The sequence below is a fragment of the Bradyrhizobium sp. C-145 genome (assembly GCF_023375135.1).
Lineage (GTDB): Bacteria > Pseudomonadota > Alphaproteobacteria > Rhizobiales > Xanthobacteraceae > Bradyrhizobium > Bradyrhizobium zhanjiangense.
Genome location: NZ_CP088150.1, coordinates 5,562,404 through 5,585,512, shown reverse-complemented (window position 1 = coordinate 5,585,512; position 23,109 = coordinate 5,562,404). Strand labels below are relative to the sequence as shown.

Genomic DNA, 23,109 nt, shown 5'->3' with positions numbered 1-23,109 from the left:
TAAGGCTCGGTCCGACCTCTCCCCGACGGGGAGAGGTCGGATTGCGCAGCAATCCGGGTGAGGGGGCGTTGCCTTTGGTGAGACCGTAAGCCCTCACCCGGATCGCACCTCTCGGTGCGATCCGACCTCTCCCTACGGGAGAGGCGAACCGAGGCGCGCGACCGTGCTTCGCCACATTCTAGCCGTTGAGACCCGCCCGTGGACGAGGCGCGATTCCCAGCGCCTTGATCCGCGAGGCCAGCGTGGTCGGCTTGATATCGAGCATCTCGGCCGCGCCGCCGGGGCCGAAGACTTTCCCTGCGCAGGCTTCGAGCGCCGCCAAAATGTTGGCGCGCTCGTGATCGCGCATTTCCGATGACGTCATGACCGCGGGGCGCACATCGGCTTTCGGGCGTGCAGCGCCGCTCGGAGCTTGCGTGCCGGAGGGGTCGGGCAGATCGATGCGCAGCCGCCCGTTCTGAGACAGAATTGCGGCGCGCTCGATCACGTTCTGCAATTCGCGGACATTGCCGGGCCAGTCGTAGCGGGTCAGCCGCCGCGCATCGCCTTCGGACAGACGCAGGTTCGACTTCAACGCCTTGCTCTCGCGCGTCAGGAAATGCTGGGCCAGCAGCGGAATGTCCTCGCGTCGTTCGCGCAAGGGGACGGTCTCGATCGGGAATACGTTGAGACGGAAATAGAGATCCTCGCGAAACCGACCGCGTTGCACCTCCTGCTTGAGATCGCGGTTGGTCGCGGCAATGACGCGCACGTCGACCGCGCGCGTGCGCTCCTGGCCGACGCGCTCGAAATTGCCTTCCTGCAAGACGCGCAGCAGCTTACCCTGGAGTTCGAGCGGAATCTCGCCGACCTCGTCCAGAAACAACGTGCCGCCGTCGGCAAGCTCGAACCGGCCGATGCGGTCGCGCGTTGCGCCGGTGAAGGCGCCGCGGACATGACCGAAGAACTCGCTCTCGAACAATTCGCGCGGGATCGCGGCGCAGTTGACGCGGATCAGCGGCCGGTCGCTGCGACCCGAGGCTTCGTGGATGGCGCGCGCGATCAGCTCCTTGCCGGTGCCTGATGCCCCGGTGATCATCACCGCCGCGGTGGTCGGGGCCACCAGCTTGACCTGGCGCAGCGTCTTCTGGATCGCCTCGCTCTGGCCGATGATGCCGCGGGGATTGGTCTCGATGCGGATTTCTTCCTGGAGATAGGCGTTTTCGAGCTCGAGACGCTCGCGCAGGCGGTCGACCTCGGCAAGCGCGGCATGCAGCTTCTCGTCGGCCTCGCGGCGCTGGCTGACATCGCGAAACACCACGACCGCGCCGACCACCACGCCGCGGTCGCGGATCGGAGTGGAGGTGTATTCGACCCAGGCCGGCGAGCCGTCCTTGCGCCAAAACACCTCGCCGTCGACCTGATGCACGGCACCGTCGCGGAACGCCGCATAGATCGGGCAGTCGTGGTTGTGATAGTGCCGGCCATCATGGTGGGTATGGTGCACGATCGGATGGATTTCCTTGCCGACCAGCTCCTCGGCGGTCCACCCGAGCATCCGCTCCGCCGCAGGGTTGACGAAGGTGGTCTTGCCCTCGGCGTTGACGCCATAGATGCCTTCGCCGGCCGCGCGCAGGATCAGCTGGTTCTCGCGCTCGATGTCCTGGAACACGCGTTCGACCCGCTGCCAGGTCGAGATGCCGCCGCGCATGTGGTCTTCGGCAGCAGCGTCGACGTTGCGCCGGCGGCGCGCTTCGAGATCGGTGAGGGTGAGCAGCACCAGCGTGCGGCCGTCATGGGGCAGGATGCAGCCGGCATATTCGAGCCTGAGATTTTGGCCGGCGGCATGGCGCGGGGTGAGCGCCGTGGTCCAGTAGGCGCCCTTGTGCAGCACGGCCTGGGTGAACACGGTCAGCGCCGGGAGCTGGCCGGCATGAAGGGTGCTGGCCCTGGTCTGCCGCAACAGCGTGCGGTCGTAGCCGAGCAGGGTGCAGGCCGCCGGATTGGCGTCGATGATCTGATCGCGGGAGGGATCGACCAGCAGCGTCGCCTCCACTGAGGACTCAAACGCCGCGGTGCGCAGATCGATGGATTCGGCCGCATCGTCGCGGCCGGGCATTGGCGTCATTGCCATTACGAAATCTCGTCATTTGACTACGAGTTTTCGTTTATCACGACTTTTCGTAGCGACCAAACGCGACAGAAAGTGCTGCGCCATCAACGCACTGCACGACGATCCGACGATGGCATGCTCCTTGCGTAATCCCTTCTGCAATGACGCGCAGGAGGTCCGATGTCCACATTCGACAATCCGTTTGATCCCGATCGAAACCTTCGAGCCGGTTGTGTCTGTGGCCAGCACCGATCGGCGGCGGAGCACGAGCAGGCCAGCGCAGCCCTGCGCTGCGACCCGACGGACAGCGAGGAGACGCGTTACGCGGGCGTTGTCGCCTCCGCTGTGATGCGCGCGATGTTTCCGCAAGATATGGCACGGCGCGCGTTTCTGAAATCGGTTGGGGCCTCGACGGCGCTGGCGGCGCTATCGCAGTTCTTCCCGCTTCAGACCGCAACCGAGGTGTTTGCCGAGACTGGCGCGCCCGAGAAGAAGGACCTCAAGGTCGGCTTCATCCCGATCACCTGCGCGACGCCGATCATCATGGCGGCCCCGCTCGGTTTCTATGCCAAGCACGGCCTCAACGTCGAAGTGGTCAAGACCGCCGGCTGGGCCGTGATCCGCGACAAGACCATCAACAAGGAATACGACGCGGCGCACATGCTGGCGCCGATGCCGATCGCGATCTCGCTGGGGCTCGGTGCGAACGCCATTCCCTTTGCCGTGCCGGCGATCGAGAACATCAACGGGCAGGGCATCGTGCTGGCGGCCAAGCACAAGGACAAGCGCGATCCCAAGGACTGGAAGGGGCTGAAGTTCGCCATCCCCTTCGATTACTCCATGCACAACTATTTGCTGCGATATTATCTCGCGGAAGCCGGTCTCGACCCCGATACCGACGTGCAGCTGCGCTCGGTACCGCCGCCAGAGATGGTCGCGAATTTGCGCGCCGACAACATCGACGGCTTCCTCGCGCCCGACAACATCTGCCAGCGCGCGATCTATGACGGCGTCGGTTTCATGCATCTCTTGTCCAAGGAGATCTGGGACGGCCATCCCTGCTGCAGCTTTGCTGCGAGTCGAGAGTTCATCACGACGGCGCCGAACAGCTTTGCGGCACTGACGCGGGCCATCGTTGATGCGACGGCCTATGCGTCGAAGACGGAGAACCGCAAGCAGATCGCGGAGGCGATCGCGCCGGCGAACTACATCAACGCACCGGTCACGGTGCTGGAGCAGGTTTTGACCGGCACCTACGCCGACGGCCTCGGTGGCGTGAAGACCGACGCCAAGCGGGTCGATTTCGATCCGTTCCCCTGGCAGTCCTTTGCGGTGTGGATGCTGACGCAGATGAAGCGCTGGGGCCAGATCAAGGGCGACGTCGACTACAAGACGGTCGCCGAGCAGGTGTACCTGGCGACCGATACGAAGAAGCTGATGACCGAGATGGGGCTGTCGCCGCCCGTGAGCAGCTACAAGTCGTTCGCGGTGATGGGCAAGACATTCGATCCGACCAAGCCGGAGGACTATTTGGCCAGCTTCAAAATCAGGAAGGCGTCGTGAGTAAACTTCTCTCGCTACCGTCGTCCCGGCGAAGGCCGGGACTCATAACCCCAGGGAGATGTTTGGCGAAGACTCGTCGTTCGGTACTGCTGCCGATGGCGATCGATAGATTCCGCGGTATGGGTCCCGGCCTTCGTCGGGACGACATGTGGAGAGGTCTTGCGCAATGAACTCCTCCCTCCGCCTCCGCGCCGGCCTCGTCTCTATCGCGCTTCTCGCCGCATTCCTCGGCATCTGGCATCTCGCCACGCGCTCGACCGGCACAACGACAGCGATGAGCCCGGAATACGCCAAGCTGATGGGGCTGACCGCGACGCAAGGCAAATCCGCGATGCCCGGGCCGCTCGATGTCGGCGCAAAGCTCTGGGAGCACCTGAGGCGGCCGTTCTATGATAACGGGCCGAACGACAAGGGGCTCGGCATCCAGCTTGCCTATTCGATCGCGCGCGTCGGCACCGGCTATCTGCTGGCGGTGATGGTCGCCATCCCGCTCGGCTTCCTCATCGGCATGTCGCCGCTGCTCAGCAAGGCGCTCGATCCCTTCATCCAGGTGCTCAAGCCGATCTCACCGCTGGCCTGGATGCCGCTCGCGCTCTACACCATCAAGGATTCCTCGGTCTCGGCGATCTTCGTCATCTTCATCTGCTCGATCTGGCCGATGCTGCTCAATACCGTCTTCGGCGTTGCCGGCGTGCGCAAGGAGTGGATCAACGTCGCGGGCACGCTTGAGGTCGGCACCGTCAGGCGCGCCTTCACCGTGATCCTGCCGGCGGCGGCGCCGACGATCTTGACCGGGATGCGCATCTCGATCGGCATTGCCTGGCTCGTGATCGTCGCCGCCGAAATGCTCGTCGGCGGCACCGGCATCGGCTATTTCGTCTGGAACGAGTGGAACAACCTGTCGATCACCAATGTCATCATCGCGATCCTTCTGATCGGGATCGTCGGCATGCTGCTCGACCAGATCCTGGCGCGCTTCACGCGCATGGTCACGTTTCCGGAGTAGGGCAGTGATCGATAAATTCATCTCCATCGAAGGCATCGCGAAGCGCTATCCGGGCGCGGGCGGCGCCACCACGAGCGTGTTCGAGAATCTCTGGCTGTCGATGGCCCGCGGCGAGTTCTGTTGCGTGATCGGCCATTCCGGCTGCGGCAAGACCACAGTACTCAACATCCTTGCCGGCCTCGATGCGCCGAGCGAAGGCGCCGTCATCGTCGACGGGCAGGCGATTTCCGGCACCAGTCTCGACCGCGCCGTGATCTTCCAGAGCCACGCGCTTTTGCCCTGGCGCACCGTGCTCGCCAACGTCGCCTATGCCGTCAGCTCGAAATGGCGGAGCTGGGATCGCGCGAAGGTCAGGGCGCACGCGCAGAGTTTCATCGATCTTGTCGGCCTCACCGGCTCCGAGCACAAGCGTCCCTCCGAGCTGTCGGGCGGCATGAAGCAGCGCGTCGGCATCGCCCGCGCGCTCTCGATCACGCCGAAGATGATGCTGATGGACGAGCCGTTCTCCGCGCTCGACGCGCTGACACGCGGCACGCTCCAGGACGAGGTGCGGCGCATTTGCCTCGAGACCGGGCAGACCGCGTTCATGATCACCCATGACGTGGACGAGGCGATCTACCTCGCCGACAAGATCTTTCTGATGACCAACGGTCCGGGCGCGGTGCTCGCCGAAGTCGTCGAGAACCCGCTGCCGAGGGATCGCGGCCGCACCGATCTGCACCGCCATCCGCTGTACTACGCCTTGCGCAACCACATCATCGATTTCCTGGTGACGCGCAGCAAGACCTTTGCCGCCGAAACACCCGGTCACGATCCGCGCAACGTGCCGGTGGTTCAGATCGGCAAGCCCGGACTAACGATCGCGTCGAATGGCGAAGAGCAACGACAGCCATGGATATCCGGGCCCAGCCCCGGACTCACTGCGTGATTTTATAGACGCACGATCTACGGAAAACCGCTTCACACTTTTCCGGATCATGCTTTTGAAGAGGAGACCCTGACATGAAACGCGAAGACCTCACCGAGAAGCTGCTCGACATCAAGCGCGAGAAGGGCTGGAGCTGGAAGCACATCTGCGACAAGATCGGCGGCTATTCCGAGGTGCTGATCGTTGGCGCGATCCTCGGTCAGATGAAATTGACCAAGCCGCAGGCCGCGAATGCCGGCGAGCTGTTCGGCCTGTCGAAGGCGGAAGTTGCCATGCTGAATGAGGTGCCGATGCGCGGCACCGGCACGCCAATGCCGCCGACCGATCCGCTGATCTACCGCTTCTACGAGATGGTGATGGTGAACGGCCCGGCCTGGAAGGCGCTGATCGAGGAAGAGTTCGGCGACGGCATCATGTCGGCGATCGACTTCGACATGGGCATCGAGCGCGTCGCCAATCCGAAGGGCGACCGCGTCAAGATCACCATGAGCGGCAAGTTCCTGCCGTACAAATATTACGGCGCCAGCGGCAACGTGCCGGAGTACGGCTTTAGGGAGGAGTGACCGCGGCGAAGGCGGCGCGCAGCTCGCCGACCGCCGCCATGTCGCGAACATAGGTGAAGGATCCCTGATCCTTCATCTCACGTGCACAGTTCAGGAACGCGGCGAGCGCGTAGCGCGACATGGCCCCGCCGACGCTGATGCGCTTGACGCCGGCGGCGGACAATTGCCCGATTGTCAGCGTCGGGTCGGCAAAGCCCATCACGTGGTTGAACGGCTTGCTGAGCGAGGCGACGACGGTCCGGATCGTGGCGAGATCGTAGAGGCCCGGCGCATACAGGACATCGGCGCCCGCGGCCTCGAAGGCCTGCAGGCGGCGAATTGTGTCGTCGATGTCCTTGCGGCCGTGCAGGAAGTTCTCGGCCCGCGCGGTTAGCGTGAACGGAATCGGCAGCGCGCGCGCCACTTCGACCGCGGCCTGGACGCGCTCGACGGCGTGGGAAAAGTCGTAGATGGGGCGATCGCGGTCGCCGCTGAAATCCTCGATCGAACCTCCGACCGCGCCAGCCTCAGCGGCGCGCTGAATCGCTTGGGCGGCACGCTTCGGCTCATCTGCGCCGCAATTCTCGAGGTCGACGCTGACCGGCAAGTCGGTGGCTTCGACGATCGCGCGCGCGTTGGCGAGGATGACGTCGAGACTGACGCCGCCGCTGCCGAGCATGTTGGCCACCCCGAGGCTCGTGGTCGCCAGGGCCTCGAAGCCCATCGCCGCGAGCAGCTTGGCCGTCCCGGCGTCCCACGGATTGGGAACGATGAAGGCTTCGGGCCGCTCGTGCAGCGCGCGAAACGCCGTCGCCTTGTCCAGCTGGCTCGTCATGGCTCGTCTCCGTGTTGTTCGTGCACGCAGCCTTAGGAGCATTTCCGTCATCCGCCAAATTTGTTATTCCTTCGGATATCATCAGTTTTTTGCATGAGCTCGCGATGGACAGTGACGCCCTCAACACCTTCCTGGCGGTTCATCGCCGGGGTGGGATCTCGAACGCCGCGAAATTCCTGCACCGTTCGCAGCCGGCGATTTCGCGCCGTATCGCCCTCTTGGAGCAGGAGCTCGGCGTGCCCCTGTTCGAGCGGGTGGCAGGCCGCACCCGGCTCAGCGATGCCGGGCGCGTGCTGATCCCCTATGCCGAGCGCGCCGTTGCCGCGGCGCAGGACGCCGAACAGGCGATACGCGCGTTGACCAAGCAGAATTCGGGGCCGGTTTCGCTGGCCGTCACCGGCACGCTGGCCGACGGCCGCCTCTCGACCATCATGAAGCGGTTTGCGAAGGAAAATCCCGCCGTCACGCTGGCGCTGCAGACAGCGACCAGCGCGGAGGTCAGCGATCTCATCCGGCGCGGCGAGGCCACGATCGGCCTGCGCTACAACACCGACCGCTCCGGCGATCTCGCCTGCGAGCAGGTGCTGAGTGAGGCGTTGCAGGTCGTCTGTGCGCCCGACCATCCTCTGGCCGGAAAGCGCGTGAAGCGCCTCGCCGAGCTGCGCGGCGAGCGCTGGATCGCATTCCCGGAGACTCGCGGGCGTCGCGAGATCGCCGCCGCTCACGTGTTCGCGTTGTTTCTGACGCAAGGGCTTGGCGAAATCGAGTGGACGGCCGTGGACAGCCTCACCGCTCAGAAGCGGCTCGTGGAATCGGGCTTTGGCCTTGCACTCCTGGCGAGAAGCCACGTGGCGGAGGAGCTGCGTGCGGCCTCGATCGCGACGATCGCCGTGGGCGATCTTGCCGCGAACCAGGACATCGTCCTTGTCACGCGTCGTGGCGGCTTTCTGAGCGCGGCCGCCGAGCGCCTGCTCGAGACCATCCGCCGCCACTATGCCGGGCTGGATGTCTCGACCACGCGGGACGCCAGAAAGCGGTCGCCGGCGCGCAAGGGAATTGCGCGCCGGCGACTCGCCTGAACCAGTTACTTCCCGGCCTTCACCTCGGCGGCCGCCACCGCGATCAGCTCGCTCATCTTGGCGCGAATCGCCTGCTCGGTGACGGCGACCTTCTTGGCGGCGAAATCGGCCATGACCTTGCGCAGGACGTCGCCATCGCCGGCCTCCTCGAAATCGGCCGCGACCACCTCCTTGGCATAGGCGGTGGCGGCGTCACCGGTGATGCCGAGCTGTTCGGCCGCCCACAGGCCGAGCAGCCGGTTGCGGCGGGCCTCCGCCTTGAATTTCTGCTCCTCGTCGAGGGCGAACTTCTTCTCGAAACCTTCCTCGCGCTTGTCGAACTCGCTCATGCTTTGTTCCAAATCCCTCTGAATGGAGTGGGAGCCTTCCGTTGCGGCGACCCGGCTGCATGCCTACATAGAGAGCAGAAATAGGCAAAACAACGGGCCGTTAAGCCGCAGGCAAGACGGTATAAGTTGGTGCCGGACGGCCGGATCGATTGTGCTTGGACAGCCAATCGGATAGGTTGCCTAAGGCTTGGTTCCCGTTCTGTTTCCAAAGATTCGAGACGGGTTCCCAGCCGTTCACGGCAGCTCCGCTGTGGGTCCTAATCCTAGTCAACCGGAGCACACCAAATTCATGGATTTCAACAAAACACGGTACATCCCAATGAGCCGTCGGCGTCGCATTTATGAAGGCAAGGCAAAGGTTCTCTATGAAGGCCCGGAGCCCGGTACCCTGATCCAGCACTTCAAGGACGACGCCACCGCATTCAATGCGAAAAAGCATCAGGTGATCGAGGGCAAGGGCGTCCTCAACAACCGGATCTCGGAGTACCTGTTTCAGCACCTCAACGACATCGGGGTGCCGACCCATTTCATCCGCCGCCTCAACATGCGCGAGCAGTTGATTCGCGAGGTCGAGATCGTGCCGCTGGAGGTGGTGGTGCGGAACGTTGCCGCCGGCTCGCTGTCGCAGCGCCTCGGCATCGAGGAGGGCACCCAGCTGCCCCGTTCGATCATCGAATTCTACTACAAGAACGACCAGCTCAACGACCCCATGGTGTCGGAAGAGCACATCACTGCCTTCGGCTGGGCGACGCCGCAGGAGATCGATGACATCATGGCGCTCGCCATCCGCGTCAACGACTTCCTCACCGGCCTCTTCCTCGGCATCGGCATCCGTCTCGTCGACTTCAAGATGGAGTGCGGCCGCCTGTTCGAGAACGAGATGATGCGGATCATCGTCGCCGACGAGATCTCGCCGGACTCCTGCCGTCTGTGGGACATCAAGTCGAACGAGAAGCTGGACAAGGACCGCTTCCGCAGGGATCTCGGTGGCCTGCTCGAGGCCTATACCGAAGTCGCAAAGCGCCTCGGCATCCTCATGGAGAACGAGCGTCCGCAGGGCTCCGGCCCGGTGCTGGTGAAGAGCTGAGAGAGGATCTTTGACGTGAAGGCACGTGTCACAGTTACCCTGAAGACGGGCATCCTCGATCCGCAAGGCAAGGCAATCGAAGGCGCGCTGAAGTCGCTCGGCGTCGACGGCGTCGCCAGCGTCCGCCAGGGCAAGGTGTTCGACATCGAGCTCGCCGGCGCCGACAAGACCAAGGCGGAAGCCGTGCTGAAGGAAGCCGCCGACAAGCTGCTGGCGAACACTGTGATCGAGAATTATCGGGTCGAGATCGTCTAACGCGCGGGCGGCTTACAGCCATCCGGCACGACGGAATCGCCAGTACAGCGCGCCGCATGCCGTCAGCATCACGCCGAGCAGCATGTAATAGCCGTACTCCCATTCCAGCTCCGGCATGTGCTTGAAGTTCATGCCGTAGATGCCGGCGAGTGCGGTCGGGATCGCGATGATCGCGAGCCAGGAAGCGAGCTTCTTGGACACCGCCGTCTCCTGAGCCTGGCCGACCAGTAGGCTCGCCTCGAAGGCAAAGGCCAGCACCTCGCGCATGGAATCGATCCGCTCCTGGATGTTGCGGACGTGGTCGGTGACGTCGCGGAACAGTGGCTGCATGGCCTGCCGCACCATCGACAGCTCGTCATGCTCCAGCCGGCGGCAGACCTCCACCAGCGGTCCGATTGCGTTGCGGAGCCGCAGGAGGTCGCGGCGCAGCATATAGAGCCGCTCGATCTGCGCCTTGGTGATCGCGTGCGCGAGCACGTAGTCCTCGATCTCCTCGATCTCCTCGTGAATGCTCTCCAGCACGGGCGAGTAATTGTCGACGATGAAATCGAGAATGGCGTACAGGATGTAGTCCTCGCCGCGGGCGAGCGCCCGCGGGCAGCTTTCGCAGCGTTCGCGCACCGGTGTGTAGGAGGTCGAGGCGCCGTGGCGCACCGAGACCAGATAGCCATCGCCAACGAAAATGTGCGTCTCGCCGAAGGCGATCCGGCCTTCGACCAGTTGCGCGGTGCGCGCAACGATGAACAGAGCCTCGCCGTACTGCTCGATCTTGGGCCGCTGATGGGCGTGGTTGGCGTCCTCGATCGCGAGATCATGCAAATCGAACTGCTTCTGCACCGCGCCGAGCAGCGCCATGTCCGGCTCGTGCAGGCCGATCCAGACCACATGGCCGGGCTTGGCCCGCCAGCTCGAGGCCTCGCTGATGGCGATATTGGCGACGCGCCGGCCGTCGACATAGGCGCCGGCAGCGACGACGCCCTCGGTGGGCACCGGCTCGGAGGGGGATGCGGGCAGCGACGGGATATTCATGGCTTCAATCCCGGGCAAATCGAGCGGTCAGACTGCGTGCGACCAGAGCCTGTGTACAAGGCCCTTTGCCAAGGCTAGCACTGGTAAAATCCCCGTCAAATGGTTATGTCTCTTGGCGAATTGGCCCCTCCGTGCCACCCCGATTCCAGCCACCGTCGGAACTTAAGCCATGAAAGCCGCCATCCTCGTCTTTCCCGGAATCAATCGCGAGCGCGACATGGCGCGTGCCTTGAGGCTGATCTCCGGCAGCGAGCCCGCAATGGTATGGCACGCCGAGACCTCGCTGCCTGCCGGCACCGATCTCGTGGTGGTGCCGGGTGGCTTCTCCTATGGCGATTACTTGCGCTGTGGCGCGATTGCGGCGCGGGCACCGGTGATGGACGCTGTGCGCGACTATGCGGCCAAGGGCGGCCTCGTGCTCGGCGTCTGCAACGGCTTCCAGATCCTCTGCGAGTCCGGCCTGTTGCCGGGCGTCCTGATGCGCAATGCGCGGCTGAAATTCATCTGCCACGACGTGCATCTGCGGGTCGAGCGTTCCGACACGCCGTTCACCCGCGGCTACAATGCCGGGCAGGTGATCCGCGTGCCCGTCGCCCACGGCGAGGGCAATTACGAGGCGGATGAAGAGACCATCAAGCGGCTCGAAGGCGAGGGGCGGGTGCTCTATCGCTACTGTTCTGCCGAGGGCGTGATTGATGAGACCCATAACATCAACGGCGCGGCGCATTCGATCGCCGGCATCGTCAACGACAAGGGCAACGTGCTTGGCATGATGCCGCATCCCGAAAACCACGTCGAAGACATCATGGGCTGCACCGACGGCCGCGGCCTGTTCGCCGGCCTCGTCCAGCATCTGGAAAAAGCCGCGTGATCTCGTTCATGCTGAAGCGGTCGCTCGCCGCGCTCGCGGCGCTGTCGTTCGCGACCGCTGCGTTCGCGCAGGATTATCCCAAACGTCCTGTTACCATGATCGTGCCGTTCGCGGCCGGTGGCACCTCGGACGTGATCGCGCGAACCGTCGCCGAGCAGATGGGCATCGCGCTCGGCCAGACCATCGTGATCGAGAACGTCGCCGGCGCCGGCGGTTCGACCGCGCTGGCACGCGCCTCTCGCGCCGAGCCCGACGGCTACACCATCGCGATCGGCAATGCCGGCACCAATGCCGCGACCTACACGATCTATCCAAAACTGCCGTTCACGCCGGACTCGTTCGTGCCGATCGCCATGGTGGCGAAGACGTTCGGCATCATCGGCGTGCGCAAGGATTTTCCGGCGAAGGACCTGAAGGAGTTCATCGCCTACGCCAAGGCCAATCCGGGCAAGATCAATCTCGGCCATGCCGGCGTCGGCTCGTCGAACTATTTGATCTGCAAGAGCTTCGTCACCGCCGCCGGGATCGACGCGACGCTGGTCGGCTATCGCGGCGCCGCGCCCGCGCTGACCGATGCGGTCGGCAGTCAGATCGACGGCGTCTGCGATGCGGCCGCCTCCGTCTCTCAGGCGATCAACGAGAAGCTGGTGAAGGGCCTCGTGGTCGGCTCCACCGTGCGGCTCGCGACGCTGCCGGATCTGCCGACGTCGGCCGAAGCCGGGCTGCCCGAGTTCGAGGCGCAGGGCTGGAACGGCCTGTTTGCGCCCAAGGGCACCCCGCCGGCCGTCATCGCCAAGCTCAACGCCGCCGCGCGCACGGCGGTGGAAACCGACGCGGTGAAGAAGCGCTTTGCCGACCTCTCGACCGTTGCGCCCGACCCCGACGAGCACACGCCCGAGGTGCTGCAAAAGCTCGTGACGCGCGACGTCGAGAAGTACCGGAAGATGCTGGCGGACGACGCCAAGCAATAGCTTCATTCGGCTGCGATTTCACGAACTTGCATCGCGTTTGAGGCGACTGACCCTCGTCGCAACGCTGGACGATCTCCAGAAGCAATGGCCGGACTTCGATTCCGCCGACGCGCATCTGCTCTACGCCCGCGCCTGAAATGGGAGGACGTGGAGTACGACCCAAATAGTCTAGCCGTGCGGGTGCGCCGCGAGATGGAAGCGGGCTTCCGGCAGCCGAACGTGGCTGCTTGATTGACGCTCGCAAAAAGCGCTTCACGCTATCGTAGCTTCAGCCGCTCCGCCGGCACTGTCATGGCCGCAACGCCGGCCATGACCAGCAGCAGCCCCAGCGCCAGGTTCGACGGCACGTTCTCGCCGAGCAGCAGCACGGAGAGGCCGACGCCGATCGGGATGCGCAAATAGCCTTGCGCGTTGGTGGTCAGCGTGCCGAGCCGGGCGAGGCAGACGTAGAACAGCATCAAGCCCAATGCGCTCGACACGATGCCCATGACGATGGTGGCGATGATCGCGGTCGGCGTCGGGTGCAGCGTCCAGGGCTGATCGATGACAAGCGAGGGCGGCAGCAGGATGATGCCGCCGAACAGCAACGAGCCCGCCGCCACCACCATCGGGTCGTAGTCGGACAGCCTGAGGCCGAAGATCGTGGCGCAGGCAAAGGAGATGGTGGCGAGCAAGATCGCGATCTCCGCGACGATCTCGCTGCCAAAGCCGCGTAGCGCATCGAGGCCGACGATGAGAATCGTGCCGGCAAGGCCCAGGATCGCGCCCGCGAGCTTGAGCAGCGTTGCCGGTTCGTGCCGTGTGATCAGCGAGGTGATGAGGAAGGCGAAGATCGGCGTCGTCGACGCCAGCACCACCGTGTTCGATGCCGGCACGTATTGCTGCGACCAGGTGATGATCAGGAAGGGGAAGGTCGAGTTGATCAATTGCTGGGTCGCGAACAGCTTCCAGGCCTTGGCGTCGGTCGGGATCGTGACGCCGCGCATCCACAGGATCGCGAACAGGAACGCGGCCGCGATCAGCGAGCGCGCCGCGATGAAGGTGATGGGCGGAATCGTGTCCAGCGCCAGCTTGGCCAGCGGATAGGTCGAGCTCCAGCAGCAGGCGAGCGCGAACAGCAACGCATAGTCGCGCCAGTTGCGCGCGCCGGTGGCGGCCATGGACGGCGACGGCGTTGATGCGGACGCCATCGCGCGACCCGCCTCAGATGTGCTCTGCGGCACCTTGTTCCTGCTCCCCGGCGCACAAGCGCTTGGTGCAACTCTGGGCGAGGGGGCGTGAAAAGGGAAGGCGTCGAGCTATGCGTTTGGCTGGGGCTGCGGCTTCCGCTTCATCCGCTTGATCGTGCCGGAAAAGGTGAGCAGCAGCCGCTCGCCGGACATCATCTTGCCGCGCAGGAAGATCAGCGAGCCGCCGGCGCGGCTGACCTCGCCGGTGCATTCGATCAGCTCGCCCTCCCGCGCCGCGTCCAGGAATTCGCAGGCAAAGTTGGTCGTCACCGCCCGGCTGTCCAGGACGTGGGTGGCGATCGCGAACAGGGAGTAGTCGGCAAAGGCCATGTAGCAGCCGCCATGGACGTTGCCGGAGCCGTTGAGGTGCTTCTTTTCGACCCGGAAGGCGCTGCGGACGCCGCCGTCCGCCTCGATCCGGTGCCAGAAGGGGCCGACATGGGACTCAAAACTGTCCCGAATCCAGGTCCGCCAGCCCTTAAATTCTCCCTCGGTGGCGACATGGAGGTCGGGGCGGCGGGGAGCGGGCGCTTTGGTCAATTCGTGCAAGGAAATGGGCCTTCAATTGCGGGTCTTTAGCCCTTAAATCCGATCCGTCCGCGCCGTGCAATTCCTGTTCCCGCGGGGCCCCCGCCGCAAAACGTGGGACAGCGGGAAAATGCGCCATAAAGGGCTTTTCCAAGCCCTCCGATGTTCCTAAGAACGGCCAAAGCCCGCCGAAAGCCCCGAATCCATGAAGAATGAACCCAAGATCACCCCCGAACTGGTTGCCGCCCACGGGCTCAAGCCCGACGAGTATGAGCGCATCCTCAAGCTGATCGGGCGGGAGCCGACCTTCACTGAACTCGGCATCTTTTCGGCGATGTGGAACGAGCATTGCTCGTACAAGTCGTCGCGTATCCATCTGCGCGGCCTGCCGACCAAGGCGCCCTGGGTGATCCAGGGCCCGGGCGAGAATGCCGGCGTAATCGACATCGGCGATGGCCAGGCCGTGGTCTTCAAGATGGAGAGCCACAACCACCCAAGCTACATCGAGCCCTATCAGGGCGCGACCACCGGCGTCGGTGGCATTTTGCGCGACGTCTTCACCATGGGCGCGCGCCCGATCGCTTGCCTCAATGCGCTGAGCTTCGGTGCGCCGGAACATCCCAAGACGCGGCACCTCGTCTCCGGCGTCGTTGCCGGCGTTGGTGGCTATGGCAATTCCTTCGGCGTGCCGACGGTCGGTGGCCAGGTGCGCTTCCACACCCGCTATGACGGCAACATACTCGTCAACGCGATGGCGGTCGGCCTCGCCGATGCCGACAAGATCTTCTATGCGGCCGCCTCCGGCGTGAACATGCCGATCGTCTATTTGGGCTCCAAGACCGGACGCGACGGCATTCACGGCGCCTCGATGGCGTCGGCCGAGTTCGACGACAAGTCCGAGGAGAAGCGCCCGACCGTGCAGGTCGGCGATCCCTTCGCCGAGAAGCTGCTGCTGGAAGCCTGCCTCGAGATCATGGAGAAGGGCTGCGTCATCGCGATCCAGGACATGGGCGCGGCGGGCCTGACCTGCTCGGCGGTCGAGATGGGCGCCAAGGGCGATCTCGGTGTCGATCTCGATCTTGATGCGGTGCCGACCCGCGAGACCGGCATGAGCGCCTACGAGATGATGCTCTCGGAGAGCCAGGAGCGCATGCTCATGGTGCTCAAGCCCGAGAAGGAAAAGGAAGCCGAGGCCATCTTCACGAAGTGGGGCCTCGATTTCGCCGTGGTCGGCTACACTACGCCGAGCAAGCGTTTCGTGGTCAAGCATGGCGGCGACGTCATGGCCGACCTGCCGATCAAGGAGCTCGGTGACGAGGCGCCGGTCTATGACCGCCCGCATGTCCCCTCCGCCGCGTTGCCGATCGTGCACGCCCGCGACGTTGCGACGCCGATAGGCCTCGGCGCGGCGCTGGAGAAGCTGATCGGCACGCCCGACATGTGCAGCAAGCGCTGGGTCTGGGAGCAGTACGACCACGTCATCCTCGGCAACACCATGCAGCGCCCCGGCGGCGATGCCGCCGTGGTGCGCGTGCAGGACGGGCCGAAGGGCCTGGCGCTGACCGTCGACGTCACGCCGCGCTATTGCGAGGCCGATCCGTTCGAGGGCGGCAAGCAGGCGGTGGCGGAAGCCTGGCGCAACATCACCGCGGTCGGCGGCAAGCCGCTGGCGATCACCGACAACCTCAATTTCGGCAACCCTGAAAGGCCCGAGATCATGGGGCAGTTCGTCGGCTGCCTGAAGGGTATCTCGGAAGCCTGCCGCACGCTCGACTTCCCGGTCGTCTCCGGCAACGTCTCGCTCTACAACGAGACCAACGGCCGTGCGATCCTGCCGACGCCCTCGATCGGCGGCGTCGGTCTGCTCGACGATTTCACCAAATCCGCTTCGCTCGCCTTCAAGGCCGAGGGCGAGGCTATCCTGCTCGTCGGCGAGACCCATGGCTGGCTCGGCCAGTCGGTTTACTTGCGCGACATCTGCGGCCGCGAGGAGGGCGCTCCGCCGCCGGTCGATCTCGCCGCGGAAAAGCGCAATGGCGATTGCGTGCGCGGCATGATCCATGCGGGCACTGCGACGGCCGTGCACGATCTCTCCGACGGCGGTCTCTTGATCGCGCTCGCCGAGATGGCGATGGCGAGCGGCATCGGCGCAAAATTGCTCGCCGCGCCGACCGCGCTTGTGTCGCAGGCCTATTGGTTCGGCGAGGACCAGGCACGCTATCTCGTCACTGTGCCGGAAACGGAGGCCGGCCGCGTGCTCGCCAAGATGCGCGGATGCGAGGTGCCCTGCGTGCGGATCGGCACCACCGGGGGCGATGCGATCGCCATCGCGGGCGAGGCGCCGGTGGCGATCGACACGCTGCGCAAGTCGTTCGAGCGCTGGCTGCCGGAGTATATGGGCGGGAAGGCGGCGTAAGCCGTTCCCCCGCTCTCCGTCATTGCGAGGAGCAAAGCGACGAAGCAATCCAGACGGTTTCCGCGGAGGGACTCTGGATTGCTTCGTCGCAAGGGGCTCCTCGCAATGACGAGTTGAGAGACCTTGGCCTCACGATAAGTCCCGTAGCCCGGATGGAGCGTGCGCTCCATCCGGGCTACTGGGTCACAGCACCTTCGTTGCCCCGGGGATCTGGCGCAAGGCGCGCGTTAGCGCCCAACTGAACGCGACTGTCAGCACGAACCCGATCGTCGCCTTGACGATCGCTGGCAGCTCATAATCAAACAGCCAGTATTGCAGCCAAAGCGCGATCGGGTAGTGCACCAAAAACATGCCGTAGGCGTCCGACTGCATCGGATCGAGTAGCTTTGCTGAGCCTGATTGTCTGAACCTCTGGAAAAAGGCCAGGATTAAAAACATGATAGCCACGCTGAAGACAGCGAAGCAGATGGCATAGAGCCCCTCATACCAGTTCGGCAGCGGCGACGGATTTCCCAGTATTTCGCGCTTGATGAAGATCAGCCCCCAGAGCAGGCAATACGGAATGATCGTCAAGACCATCCAGTCCCAGCTGACCTTCGCCATCCGGCCGTCTGCCGCGAGCAGGCCGCGATCCATATTCGCGACGCCAATGCCGGCACCGAAAAAGAAGTAGCTCGCATAGAGCATCACACGCCCGTGCTGCACCGAGAACGGCCCGAACTCGAACCAGTTGCCTGGACCATAATACATCAGCCCGGGAACATAGAACGCTGCGGTGACGGCAAGCATGACCGCGAAGAACACGGCGGGCCGACGGCGACCGTGCAGCGAGAGGCGGTTGATCGGATCGAGCAGGGTGGGTGACAGCCGATGCAATATGCAGGCGACCACGTCGAATCCGAGCAGGACCCAAAGGAACCAGATCGGCCCGCTCGGCCACGGGCCCTTCGTGATCATATTCCACCAATATTCCGAAAAGCCGATCTCGGGATGGTGTCTGAGCGAGATGGCGTAATAGGCGAGCGGAATGATCGTGAATGCGCAGATCACGAACGGCAGGCCAAGCCGAAGCAGGCGATCGGCCAAATAGTTCAGCGGTCCCTTGCGGGCGATGCCCGACCACGCAAACAAGCCCGACAGGAAGAAGAACATCGCCATGAAGAAGCTGTCGGTGGCGAGCACGATCATGTCGAAGCCGAAGAAGAATTTCGGGTCGGTATGACCGAAGTAAGTATAGGGGATGACGGCATGGTGCAGCAGCACCACCAGCGTCAGGAAGGTACGGGCACGATCGAGCGACAAATTGCGCGTCTTGGCCTTGGGTGCGGCATGTGCCTCTGCGCCGATCGTCGCCGAATGTGACATCGTCATCATGATTGCCCCGCGCTCCCGCCCCGGCTGGACTGTGCCGCCGGGAACCTGATTCAGCAAGGGCCGTTTGGGTCGCTCTTCAGTCCCCGGACCCCTTAGGAACCAGTTCCGCGTAACGAAGTTAGGGTTCGCGAAAAGAGCGTGAGGCCGCGAGGGGCGGCACCAATTCGGAGCTGGCGATGACGATCCTGAAGTGGGCGCTGATCTTCTTACTCGTTTCGATCGTGGCCGGTGTGCTCGGCTTCACCGGCATTTCGGCCGCCTCCGCCGATATCGCCCGCTTCCTGTTCTACGTCTTCGTCGTGATCTTCCTGGTGCTGCTGATCCTGGGGCTCACGATCTTCAGGGCTTAGCTTAGGTTCGTGTCAGCACCAGACCCGGAATCTCGAGATTCTCAGGTGCGCAACTGCGCACCAGGGTTCGGTCCTGCGGACCGCCCCGGAATGACGGCATCCAAAACTACCCCACTTCCTCGATCTTCACCTTGTCCGGATAGAAGGCCAGATGGCCGGAAATCTCCGTCATCGCGGGGAAGGGCGTCTCGTAGGTCCAGATCGCGTTGTCCAGCGTCTTGCCGTCGGTTTTGACGCTGTAATAGTTCGCATCGCCCTTGTACGGACAATGGGTGACGCGGTCGGTGCGCTCGAGCAGGGCCATGTTGGTGTCCTCCCGTGGCACATATTGCACCGCCGGATATTTGGCCTCCTTCAAGGTCAGCGCTTTGCTGGTCTCGGCGATCACGATGTCGCCGGCCGTGACGCGGACGCGCCGGGGATTTTGGGTGATGGTGATGGGATGGTCGGGCCCTGGAAGCTTCATGATGTCACGCCTTTTCGATCAACCTGCCGCGCGCGGCACTTTGTCGTGCCTTCCTGTCGGGATCAGGGATATAGTGCCTGAGTGCGTGACGGTGAAGGCCGTTCACGCTAAGTTTGGCCGTGCCGGTGAGGGGACCCCGGCAAGCGATTCGAGACCAGAAGGAGCGAGACCAGAATGCCCATGGACGCCCACGATATCGAGGCGATGATCAAGGCAGCAATCCCCGATGCCGAAGTGACCATCCGAGACCTCGCCGGCGATGGCGACCACTATGCTGCGACCGTGATCTCGGAATCCTTCCGCGGCAAATCCCGCGTCCAGCAGCACCAGATCGTCTATCAGTCCCTGCGCGGCCAGATGGGCGGCGTGCTGCATGCGCTGGCGCTGCAAACCGGGGTACCCGGCGGGCCGGGCACTTGATCTGACGGGCACCTGATCCAAGCGCGACGGGGCACGAAGATGGCTGCGGAGAATCCGCGCGGCGCGATGTTTCGCGTCATCGGTCCGAACCAGCACAGCCGTGTCACCAATGCCGAGCTGTTCTTCGACCTCGTCTTCGTCTTTGCCGTCACACAAGTTTCGCACACGCTGCTGCACCATTTTACGCCGCTCGGCGCGGTGCATGTCGCGGTGCTGTTTCTCGCGGTATGGTGGGTGTGGGTCTACACCGCCTGGGTCACCAACTGGCTCAATCCCGAGCTGACGCCGGTCCGCATCCTGCTGTTTGCGATGATGCTCGGCGGCCTTGTGCTGTCGACCACGATTCCGACCGCCTTCGAGGGGAGGGGTCTGTGGTTTGCGATCGCCTATGCGACCATGCAGGTGGGGCGTACCGCGTTCTGGCTGTTCGCGACCCCGCATCACCGCACCGCGGTGCGGCACAACGCGATTCGCATCCTGACCTGGCTCTCGATCTCCGCGGTGCTGTGGATCGCAGGCGGCCTCTCCGAGGGTGATACGCGGCTATGGCTGTGGATCGCGGCGGTGACCTGGGAGTACATCTCCCCGGCGGCGCGCTTCTGGGTTCCGAAGCTGGGCTTCTCGTCGGTCGAGGCCTGGGCCGTCGAAGGCGCGCACATGGCCGAGCGCTGCTCTCTGTTCGTCATCATCGCGCTCGGCGAGGCCATCGTCGTCAACGGCGCCACTTTTGCCGAGCTGACGTGGAGCGCGGACAACATCCTCGCCTTCGTCTCGGCGCTGGTCGGCGCCATCGCGATGTGGTGGGTCTATTTCCACAAGGGCGCGGAGGCCGGCTCCGAGCGGATCTCGAAGTCCACCGAGTCCGGCCGGCTGGCGCGGCTCGCCTACACCTATCTGCACATGCCGATCGTCGCCGGCATCATCCTGACCGCGGTCTCGGACGAACTGGTGCTGAAGCATCCCACCGGCCATTCCGACCTGCGGACCATCGTGAGCACGATCGGTGGTCCCTTGGTGTTCCTGGTCGGCGCCATCCTGTTCAAGCACGCGATCCGCGGCTTCCTCCAGCTCTCGCACGGCATCGGCATCATCCTGCTGCTGGTGCTGAGCTGGTTCGCGTCGGAGCTATCGCCGCTCTGGCTTTCGGTCGCAACGACCGTGATCATGATCGTCGTGGCGGTGTGGGAGTCGGTGTCGCTGGGAGCGGCAACCGAGGAGTAGGCGCGGAGGCCTACTCGGCCACCTCCAGCGCGTGCACGGAGAACATCTTGGCCGCGTCTGTCCAGCTTTCGCGCACACGCCAGCCCGCGCCCTGTGCCAGTGATGCGAAACGCTCGATACTGTATTTGTAGCTGTTCTCGGTGTGGATGCTCTCGCCGGGGCGGAACGAGAAGGTCGTGCCGAGCAGACGCACGGTCTGGCTCTTCTTGCTGATCAGGTGCATCTCGATCCGGTGCCGCTCGCGGTTGTAGATCGCACGATGGGTGAAGGCGGAGAGGTCGAAATTGCCGCCGAGCTCGCGGTTGATGCGCACCAGCACATTGAGGTTGAAGCGCGCGGTGACGCCGGCGGCATCGTTGTAGGCGTCGTGCAGTACCCGCTCATCCTTCTCGAGATCGGCGCCGATGATCATCTGCGCGCCCTTACCGAGGATCTTGCGGGCGCTCTTCAAAAAGGCTTGCGCTTCCTGCGGCTCGAAATTGCCGATGGTCGAGCCCGGGAAGAAGCCGACCTTGGGCATGGATGCGACCGCCCTGGGCAGCTCGAACGGCGTGGTGAAGTCGGCGGCGACCGGATAGATGCCGAGCGCGGGAAAATCCCGCTTCAGGCCGTTTGCCTGCGCCTTCAGGAAGTCGCCGGAGATGTCGACGGGCACATAGGCCGCGAACTTGCAATGGCCCAGCAGCAGGCGGACCTTCGTCGTCGCGCCGGCGCCGAACTCGACCAGCGCCGCATGCTCCGGGATAATCTTCGCGATGTCGCTGCCGCGCTCCCTCAGGATCGCAAGCTCAGTGCGCGTCGGGTAATATTCCGGCAGGCGCGTGATCGCCTCGAACAGCTCTGACCCCGTCGCATCATAGAAATATTTCGGCGACAGCTTTTTCGGCTGCTGCGAGAGGTCCTCGATCGCCTCGCGGGCGAAGGCAGTCGTCTGCTCGTCGGGGAGATGGGCTTCGGCCAAAGCGCTGGCGTGCACATTCATGATACTCTCCTGAACGCGCTGTCCGGCGCGCATTTGTCGTCGGAATTTTTAGTCGTAGTCGGCGAGCCGCAGCCCCGTGAACTGCCAGCGGTGGTGCGGGTAGAAGAAGTTGCGATAGGTGATACGGCTGTGGCCTTCAGGGGTTGCAAGCGAGGAGCCGCGCAGCACCAGCTGGTTGACCATGAATTTGCCGTTGTATTCGCCGAGCGTGCCTTCAACGGCGCGGTAGCCGGGGTAGGGCGCGTACGAAGAGCGGGTCCATTGCCAGACGATGCCGAAGGCATCGTTGAGCTGGCCGGCGCGCGCGGCGACCTCCCATTCCATCTCGGTCGGCAGGTGTTTTCCAGTCCAGCGGGCGAACGCGTCCGCCTCGTAATAGCTGACGTGGCAGACCGGCGCGTTCGGATCGATCGGCTTGAGGCCGGCAAGCGTCATCACGTGCCACGCGCCATCGACCTCGCGCCAGTGGCCCGGAGCCTCCCAGCCCTCGTTGCTCACCGTGGCAAAGCCGTCCATCAGCCACAGCGTTGCGGTCCGGTAGCCGCCGTCGCGCATGAAGGCGAGCCATTCACCGTTGGTGACGAGATGGCGGGCGATCTTGACCGGGCCAACGAGGGCGCGATGCGCCGGCTTCTCGTTGTCGAAATGGAAGCTGTCGTCGACATGGCCAACGGTGTGGATGCCTTCGTTCAGAGACAGCCAATCCTCGCCGGCACGGGTCGCGGCCGGGAAGCGCCAGTCCGGATCATAGGTCGGGGAAACCGGATTCTGCGCGAAGGCGTGCAGGATGTCGGTGAACATCAATTCCTGATGCTGCTGCTCGTGATTGAGCCCGACCTCGACCAGCGGCGCGATCTCGCGCAGCTTGGCCGCGCTGGCTTCGCGGAAGAATTTGACGACGGCCGCATCGACATATCTGCGATAGGCGCCGACCTGGTCGGCGCTGGGACGGGTGATGTCGCCGCGGCGATGCCGAGCATGACGCGGGCCGGCGCTGACGTAATAGGAATTGAACAGGAATGCGAAATCGGGGTGGAAGGGCCGGTAATCAGGGCAATGTTCGCCGAGCAGGAATTGCTCCCAGAACCAGGTGGTATGCGCCCGGTGCCATTTGATCGGGCTCGCATCCGGCATGGACTGGATCTGCTGGTCCTCGGGTGAGAGTGGCGCCGCCCGGCGTTCGGTCTCGTTGCGGACGGTGAGAAACGCGTCTCCCAGCCGCTGGGCGAGCTTGCCCGGGTCGGAGGACGGTGACGAAAGCGGAGCGGGGGCCGTAGCGGAGGCTTGTTTCGTCACGTTTTTCTCCAGACAGGACAAGAGAACGTTGTTGGCGCTACCCGGTTCCAAAACCAAGGTTCGTCCTAGATAGGGGCTCCGTTACGGTATGAAAGTCCTCTCCGGCGATGATATTGATGTCATCAGCCTATGGACCGGCGGGGCTCTGACCGGCCGCCCAAGTCCAGGACGAGGGCCCTTCGCCGCCATTTTACTTTGGATGCACAACGGTTTGGGCTACATATATGGGCAGATGTCGGG

The 23,109-nt window shown here is 64.0% G+C and carries 23 protein-coding genes; 13 read left to right on the top strand and 10 right to left on the bottom strand.

Annotated features, from left to right (window positions below; genetic code table 11):
- Window positions 1–178: 178 nt before the first annotated feature.
- Window positions 179–2,113 carry a sigma 54-interacting transcriptional regulator gene (locus tag LRP30_RS26445; protein WP_128956124.1) on the bottom strand — a complete coding sequence of 645 codons (1,935 nt, stop codon included), beginning with the start codon at window positions 2,111–2,113 and terminating at the stop codon, window positions 179–181.
- A gap of 159 nt (window positions 2,114–2,272) precedes the next feature.
- Here LRP30_RS26445 and LRP30_RS26440 point away from each other — a divergent pair, with 159 nt between their 5' ends.
- From LRP30_RS26440 to cynS, 4 genes are all read left to right on the top strand, one after another.
- Window positions 2,273–3,655: a CmpA/NrtA family ABC transporter substrate-binding protein gene (locus LRP30_RS26440; RefSeq protein WP_128956125.1), complete on the top strand. Its 1,383-nt coding sequence runs from the start codon at window positions 2,273–2,275 to the stop codon at window positions 3,653–3,655.
- A 166-nt stretch (window positions 3,656–3,821) separates the two neighbouring features.
- A complete protein-coding gene (gene ntrB, locus LRP30_RS26435; protein ID WP_249756678.1) occupies window positions 3,822–4,661 on the top strand; it encodes a nitrate ABC transporter permease in 840 nt (279 codons plus the stop codon).
- Between the two features lie 4 nt (window positions 4,662–4,665).
- A complete protein-coding gene (locus tag LRP30_RS26430) occupies window positions 4,666–5,589 on the top strand; it encodes an ABC transporter ATP-binding protein (RefSeq protein WP_249756677.1) in 924 nt (307 codons plus the stop codon).
- A 74-nt stretch (window positions 5,590–5,663) separates the two neighbouring features.
- Window positions 5,664–6,152 carry a cyanase gene (gene cynS, locus LRP30_RS26425; protein WP_091889062.1) on the top strand — a complete coding sequence of 163 codons (489 nt, stop codon included), beginning with the start codon at window positions 5,664–5,666 and terminating at the stop codon, window positions 6,150–6,152.
- Here the strand turns inward: cynS and LRP30_RS26420 are convergent.
- The gene (locus tag LRP30_RS26420; protein WP_249756676.1) at window positions 6,139–6,966 is read right to left on the bottom strand and encodes an isocitrate lyase/phosphoenolpyruvate mutase family protein; all 828 of its coding nucleotides are present in this window, start codon (window positions 6,964–6,966) and stop codon (window positions 6,139–6,141) included. The genes cynS and LRP30_RS26420 overlap by 14 nt on opposite strands.
- A 104-nt stretch (window positions 6,967–7,070) precedes the next feature.
- On the opposite strand from LRP30_RS26420, the gene LRP30_RS26415 reads away from it, so the two are divergent.
- Entirely contained in the window at window positions 7,071–8,045 is a 975-nt protein-coding gene (locus tag LRP30_RS26415; RefSeq protein WP_128932893.1) for a LysR family transcriptional regulator, read from the top strand.
- A gap of 5 nt (window positions 8,046–8,050) precedes the next feature.
- Here LRP30_RS26415 and LRP30_RS26410 read toward each other — a convergent pair whose 3' ends face one another.
- Window positions 8,051–8,374, bottom strand: coding sequence for a DUF1476 domain-containing protein (locus LRP30_RS26410; RefSeq protein ID WP_128932894.1), 324 nt, complete (start codon window positions 8,372–8,374; stop codon window positions 8,051–8,053).
- A gap of 319 nt (window positions 8,375–8,693) precedes the next feature.
- Between LRP30_RS26410 and purC the strand changes: the two genes are divergently transcribed.
- Both purC and purS read left to right on the top strand, forming a co-directional pair.
- The gene (gene purC, locus LRP30_RS26405) at window positions 8,694–9,461 is read left to right on the top strand and encodes a phosphoribosylaminoimidazolesuccinocarboxamide synthase (RefSeq protein ID WP_173015815.1); all 768 of its coding nucleotides are present in this window, start codon (window positions 8,694–8,696) and stop codon (window positions 9,459–9,461) included.
- 15 nt (window positions 9,462–9,476) lie between these two features.
- The gene (gene purS, locus LRP30_RS26400; protein ID WP_091889056.1) at window positions 9,477–9,716 is read left to right on the top strand and encodes a phosphoribosylformylglycinamidine synthase subunit PurS; all 240 of its coding nucleotides are present in this window, start codon (window positions 9,477–9,479) and stop codon (window positions 9,714–9,716) included.
- Between the two features lie 12 nt (window positions 9,717–9,728).
- On the opposite strand, the gene LRP30_RS26395 is transcribed toward purS, so the two are convergent.
- A complete protein-coding gene (locus LRP30_RS26395) occupies window positions 9,729–10,745 on the bottom strand; it encodes a magnesium and cobalt transport protein CorA (RefSeq protein WP_128946528.1) in 1,017 nt (338 codons plus the stop codon).
- 169 nt (window positions 10,746–10,914) lie between these two features.
- Here LRP30_RS26395 and purQ point away from each other — a divergent pair, with 169 nt between their 5' ends.
- Entirely contained in the window at window positions 10,915–11,616 is a 702-nt protein-coding gene (purQ, locus tag LRP30_RS26390) for a phosphoribosylformylglycinamidine synthase subunit PurQ (RefSeq protein ID WP_128956129.1), read from the top strand.
- Window positions 11,613–12,587 carry a tripartite tricarboxylate transporter substrate binding protein BugD gene (locus LRP30_RS26385; protein ID WP_128938691.1) on the top strand — a complete coding sequence of 325 codons (975 nt, stop codon included), beginning with the start codon at window positions 11,613–11,615 and terminating at the stop codon, window positions 12,585–12,587. Before purQ ends, LRP30_RS26385 begins: the two co-directional genes overlap by 4 nt.
- Before the next feature lie 257 nt (window positions 12,588–12,844).
- Here the strand turns inward: LRP30_RS26385 and LRP30_RS26380 are convergent, their stop codons facing one another.
- Window positions 12,845–13,810: a DMT family transporter gene (locus LRP30_RS26380; RefSeq protein WP_128932898.1), complete on the bottom strand. Its 966-nt coding sequence runs from the start codon at window positions 13,808–13,810 to the stop codon at window positions 12,845–12,847.
- A gap of 75 nt (window positions 13,811–13,885) precedes the next feature.
- On the bottom strand, window positions 13,886–14,365 hold the full coding sequence (locus LRP30_RS26375; RefSeq protein ID WP_164934489.1) for a PaaI family thioesterase: 480 nt from the start codon (window positions 14,363–14,365) through the stop codon (window positions 13,886–13,888).
- 184 nt (window positions 14,366–14,549) lie between these two features.
- Here LRP30_RS26375 and purL point away from each other — a divergent pair, with 184 nt between their 5' ends.
- Complete coding sequence (purL, locus tag LRP30_RS26370) at window positions 14,550–16,760, top strand: phosphoribosylformylglycinamidine synthase subunit PurL (RefSeq protein ID WP_128932899.1); 2,211 nt, start codon at window positions 14,550–14,552, stop codon at window positions 16,758–16,760.
- 183 nt (window positions 16,761–16,943) lie between these two features.
- Here purL and LRP30_RS26365 read toward each other — a convergent pair whose 3' ends face one another.
- Window positions 16,944–18,134 (bottom strand): acyltransferase, encoded by a 1,191-nt coding sequence (locus LRP30_RS26365; RefSeq protein ID WP_128932900.1) that lies wholly within the window; start codon window positions 18,132–18,134, stop codon window positions 16,944–16,946.
- A gap of 176 nt (window positions 18,135–18,310) precedes the next feature.
- Here LRP30_RS26365 and LRP30_RS26360 point away from each other — a divergent pair, with 176 nt between their 5' ends.
- Window positions 18,311–18,484: a DUF1328 domain-containing protein gene (locus tag LRP30_RS26360; RefSeq protein ID WP_007612121.1), complete on the top strand. Its 174-nt coding sequence runs from the start codon at window positions 18,311–18,313 to the stop codon at window positions 18,482–18,484.
- Window positions 18,485–18,590: 106 nt separating this feature from the next.
- Here the strand turns inward: LRP30_RS26360 and LRP30_RS26355 are convergent, their stop codons facing one another.
- Window positions 18,591–18,950 carry a DUF427 domain-containing protein gene (locus LRP30_RS26355; protein WP_128932901.1) on the bottom strand — a complete coding sequence of 120 codons (360 nt, stop codon included), beginning with the start codon at window positions 18,948–18,950 and terminating at the stop codon, window positions 18,591–18,593.
- A gap of 174 nt (window positions 18,951–19,124) precedes the next feature.
- Here LRP30_RS26355 and LRP30_RS26350 point away from each other — a divergent pair, with 174 nt between their 5' ends.
- Together LRP30_RS26350 and LRP30_RS26345 are read left to right on the top strand one after the other, a co-directional pair.
- On the top strand, window positions 19,125–19,370 hold the full coding sequence (locus LRP30_RS26350) for a BolA family transcriptional regulator (RefSeq protein ID WP_128932902.1): 246 nt from the start codon (window positions 19,125–19,127) through the stop codon (window positions 19,368–19,370).
- Between the two features lie 39 nt (window positions 19,371–19,409).
- The gene (locus tag LRP30_RS26345) at window positions 19,410–20,591 is read left to right on the top strand and encodes a low temperature requirement protein A (RefSeq protein WP_128932903.1); all 1,182 of its coding nucleotides are present in this window, start codon (window positions 19,410–19,412) and stop codon (window positions 20,589–20,591) included.
- A 10-nt stretch (window positions 20,592–20,601) separates the two neighbouring features.
- Here LRP30_RS26345 and egtD read toward each other — a convergent pair whose 3' ends face one another.
- Both egtD and egtB read right to left on the bottom strand, forming a co-directional pair.
- Window positions 20,602–21,573 carry an L-histidine N(alpha)-methyltransferase gene (gene egtD / locus LRP30_RS26340; RefSeq protein ID WP_164940184.1) on the bottom strand — a complete coding sequence of 324 codons (972 nt, stop codon included), beginning with the start codon at window positions 21,571–21,573 and terminating at the stop codon, window positions 20,602–20,604.
- Between the two features lie 48 nt (window positions 21,574–21,621).
- Window positions 21,622–22,920: an ergothioneine biosynthesis protein EgtB gene (egtB, locus tag LRP30_RS26335; protein WP_164940192.1), complete on the bottom strand. Its 1,299-nt coding sequence runs from the start codon at window positions 22,918–22,920 to the stop codon at window positions 21,622–21,624.
- Window positions 22,921–23,109 lie beyond the last annotated feature (189 nt).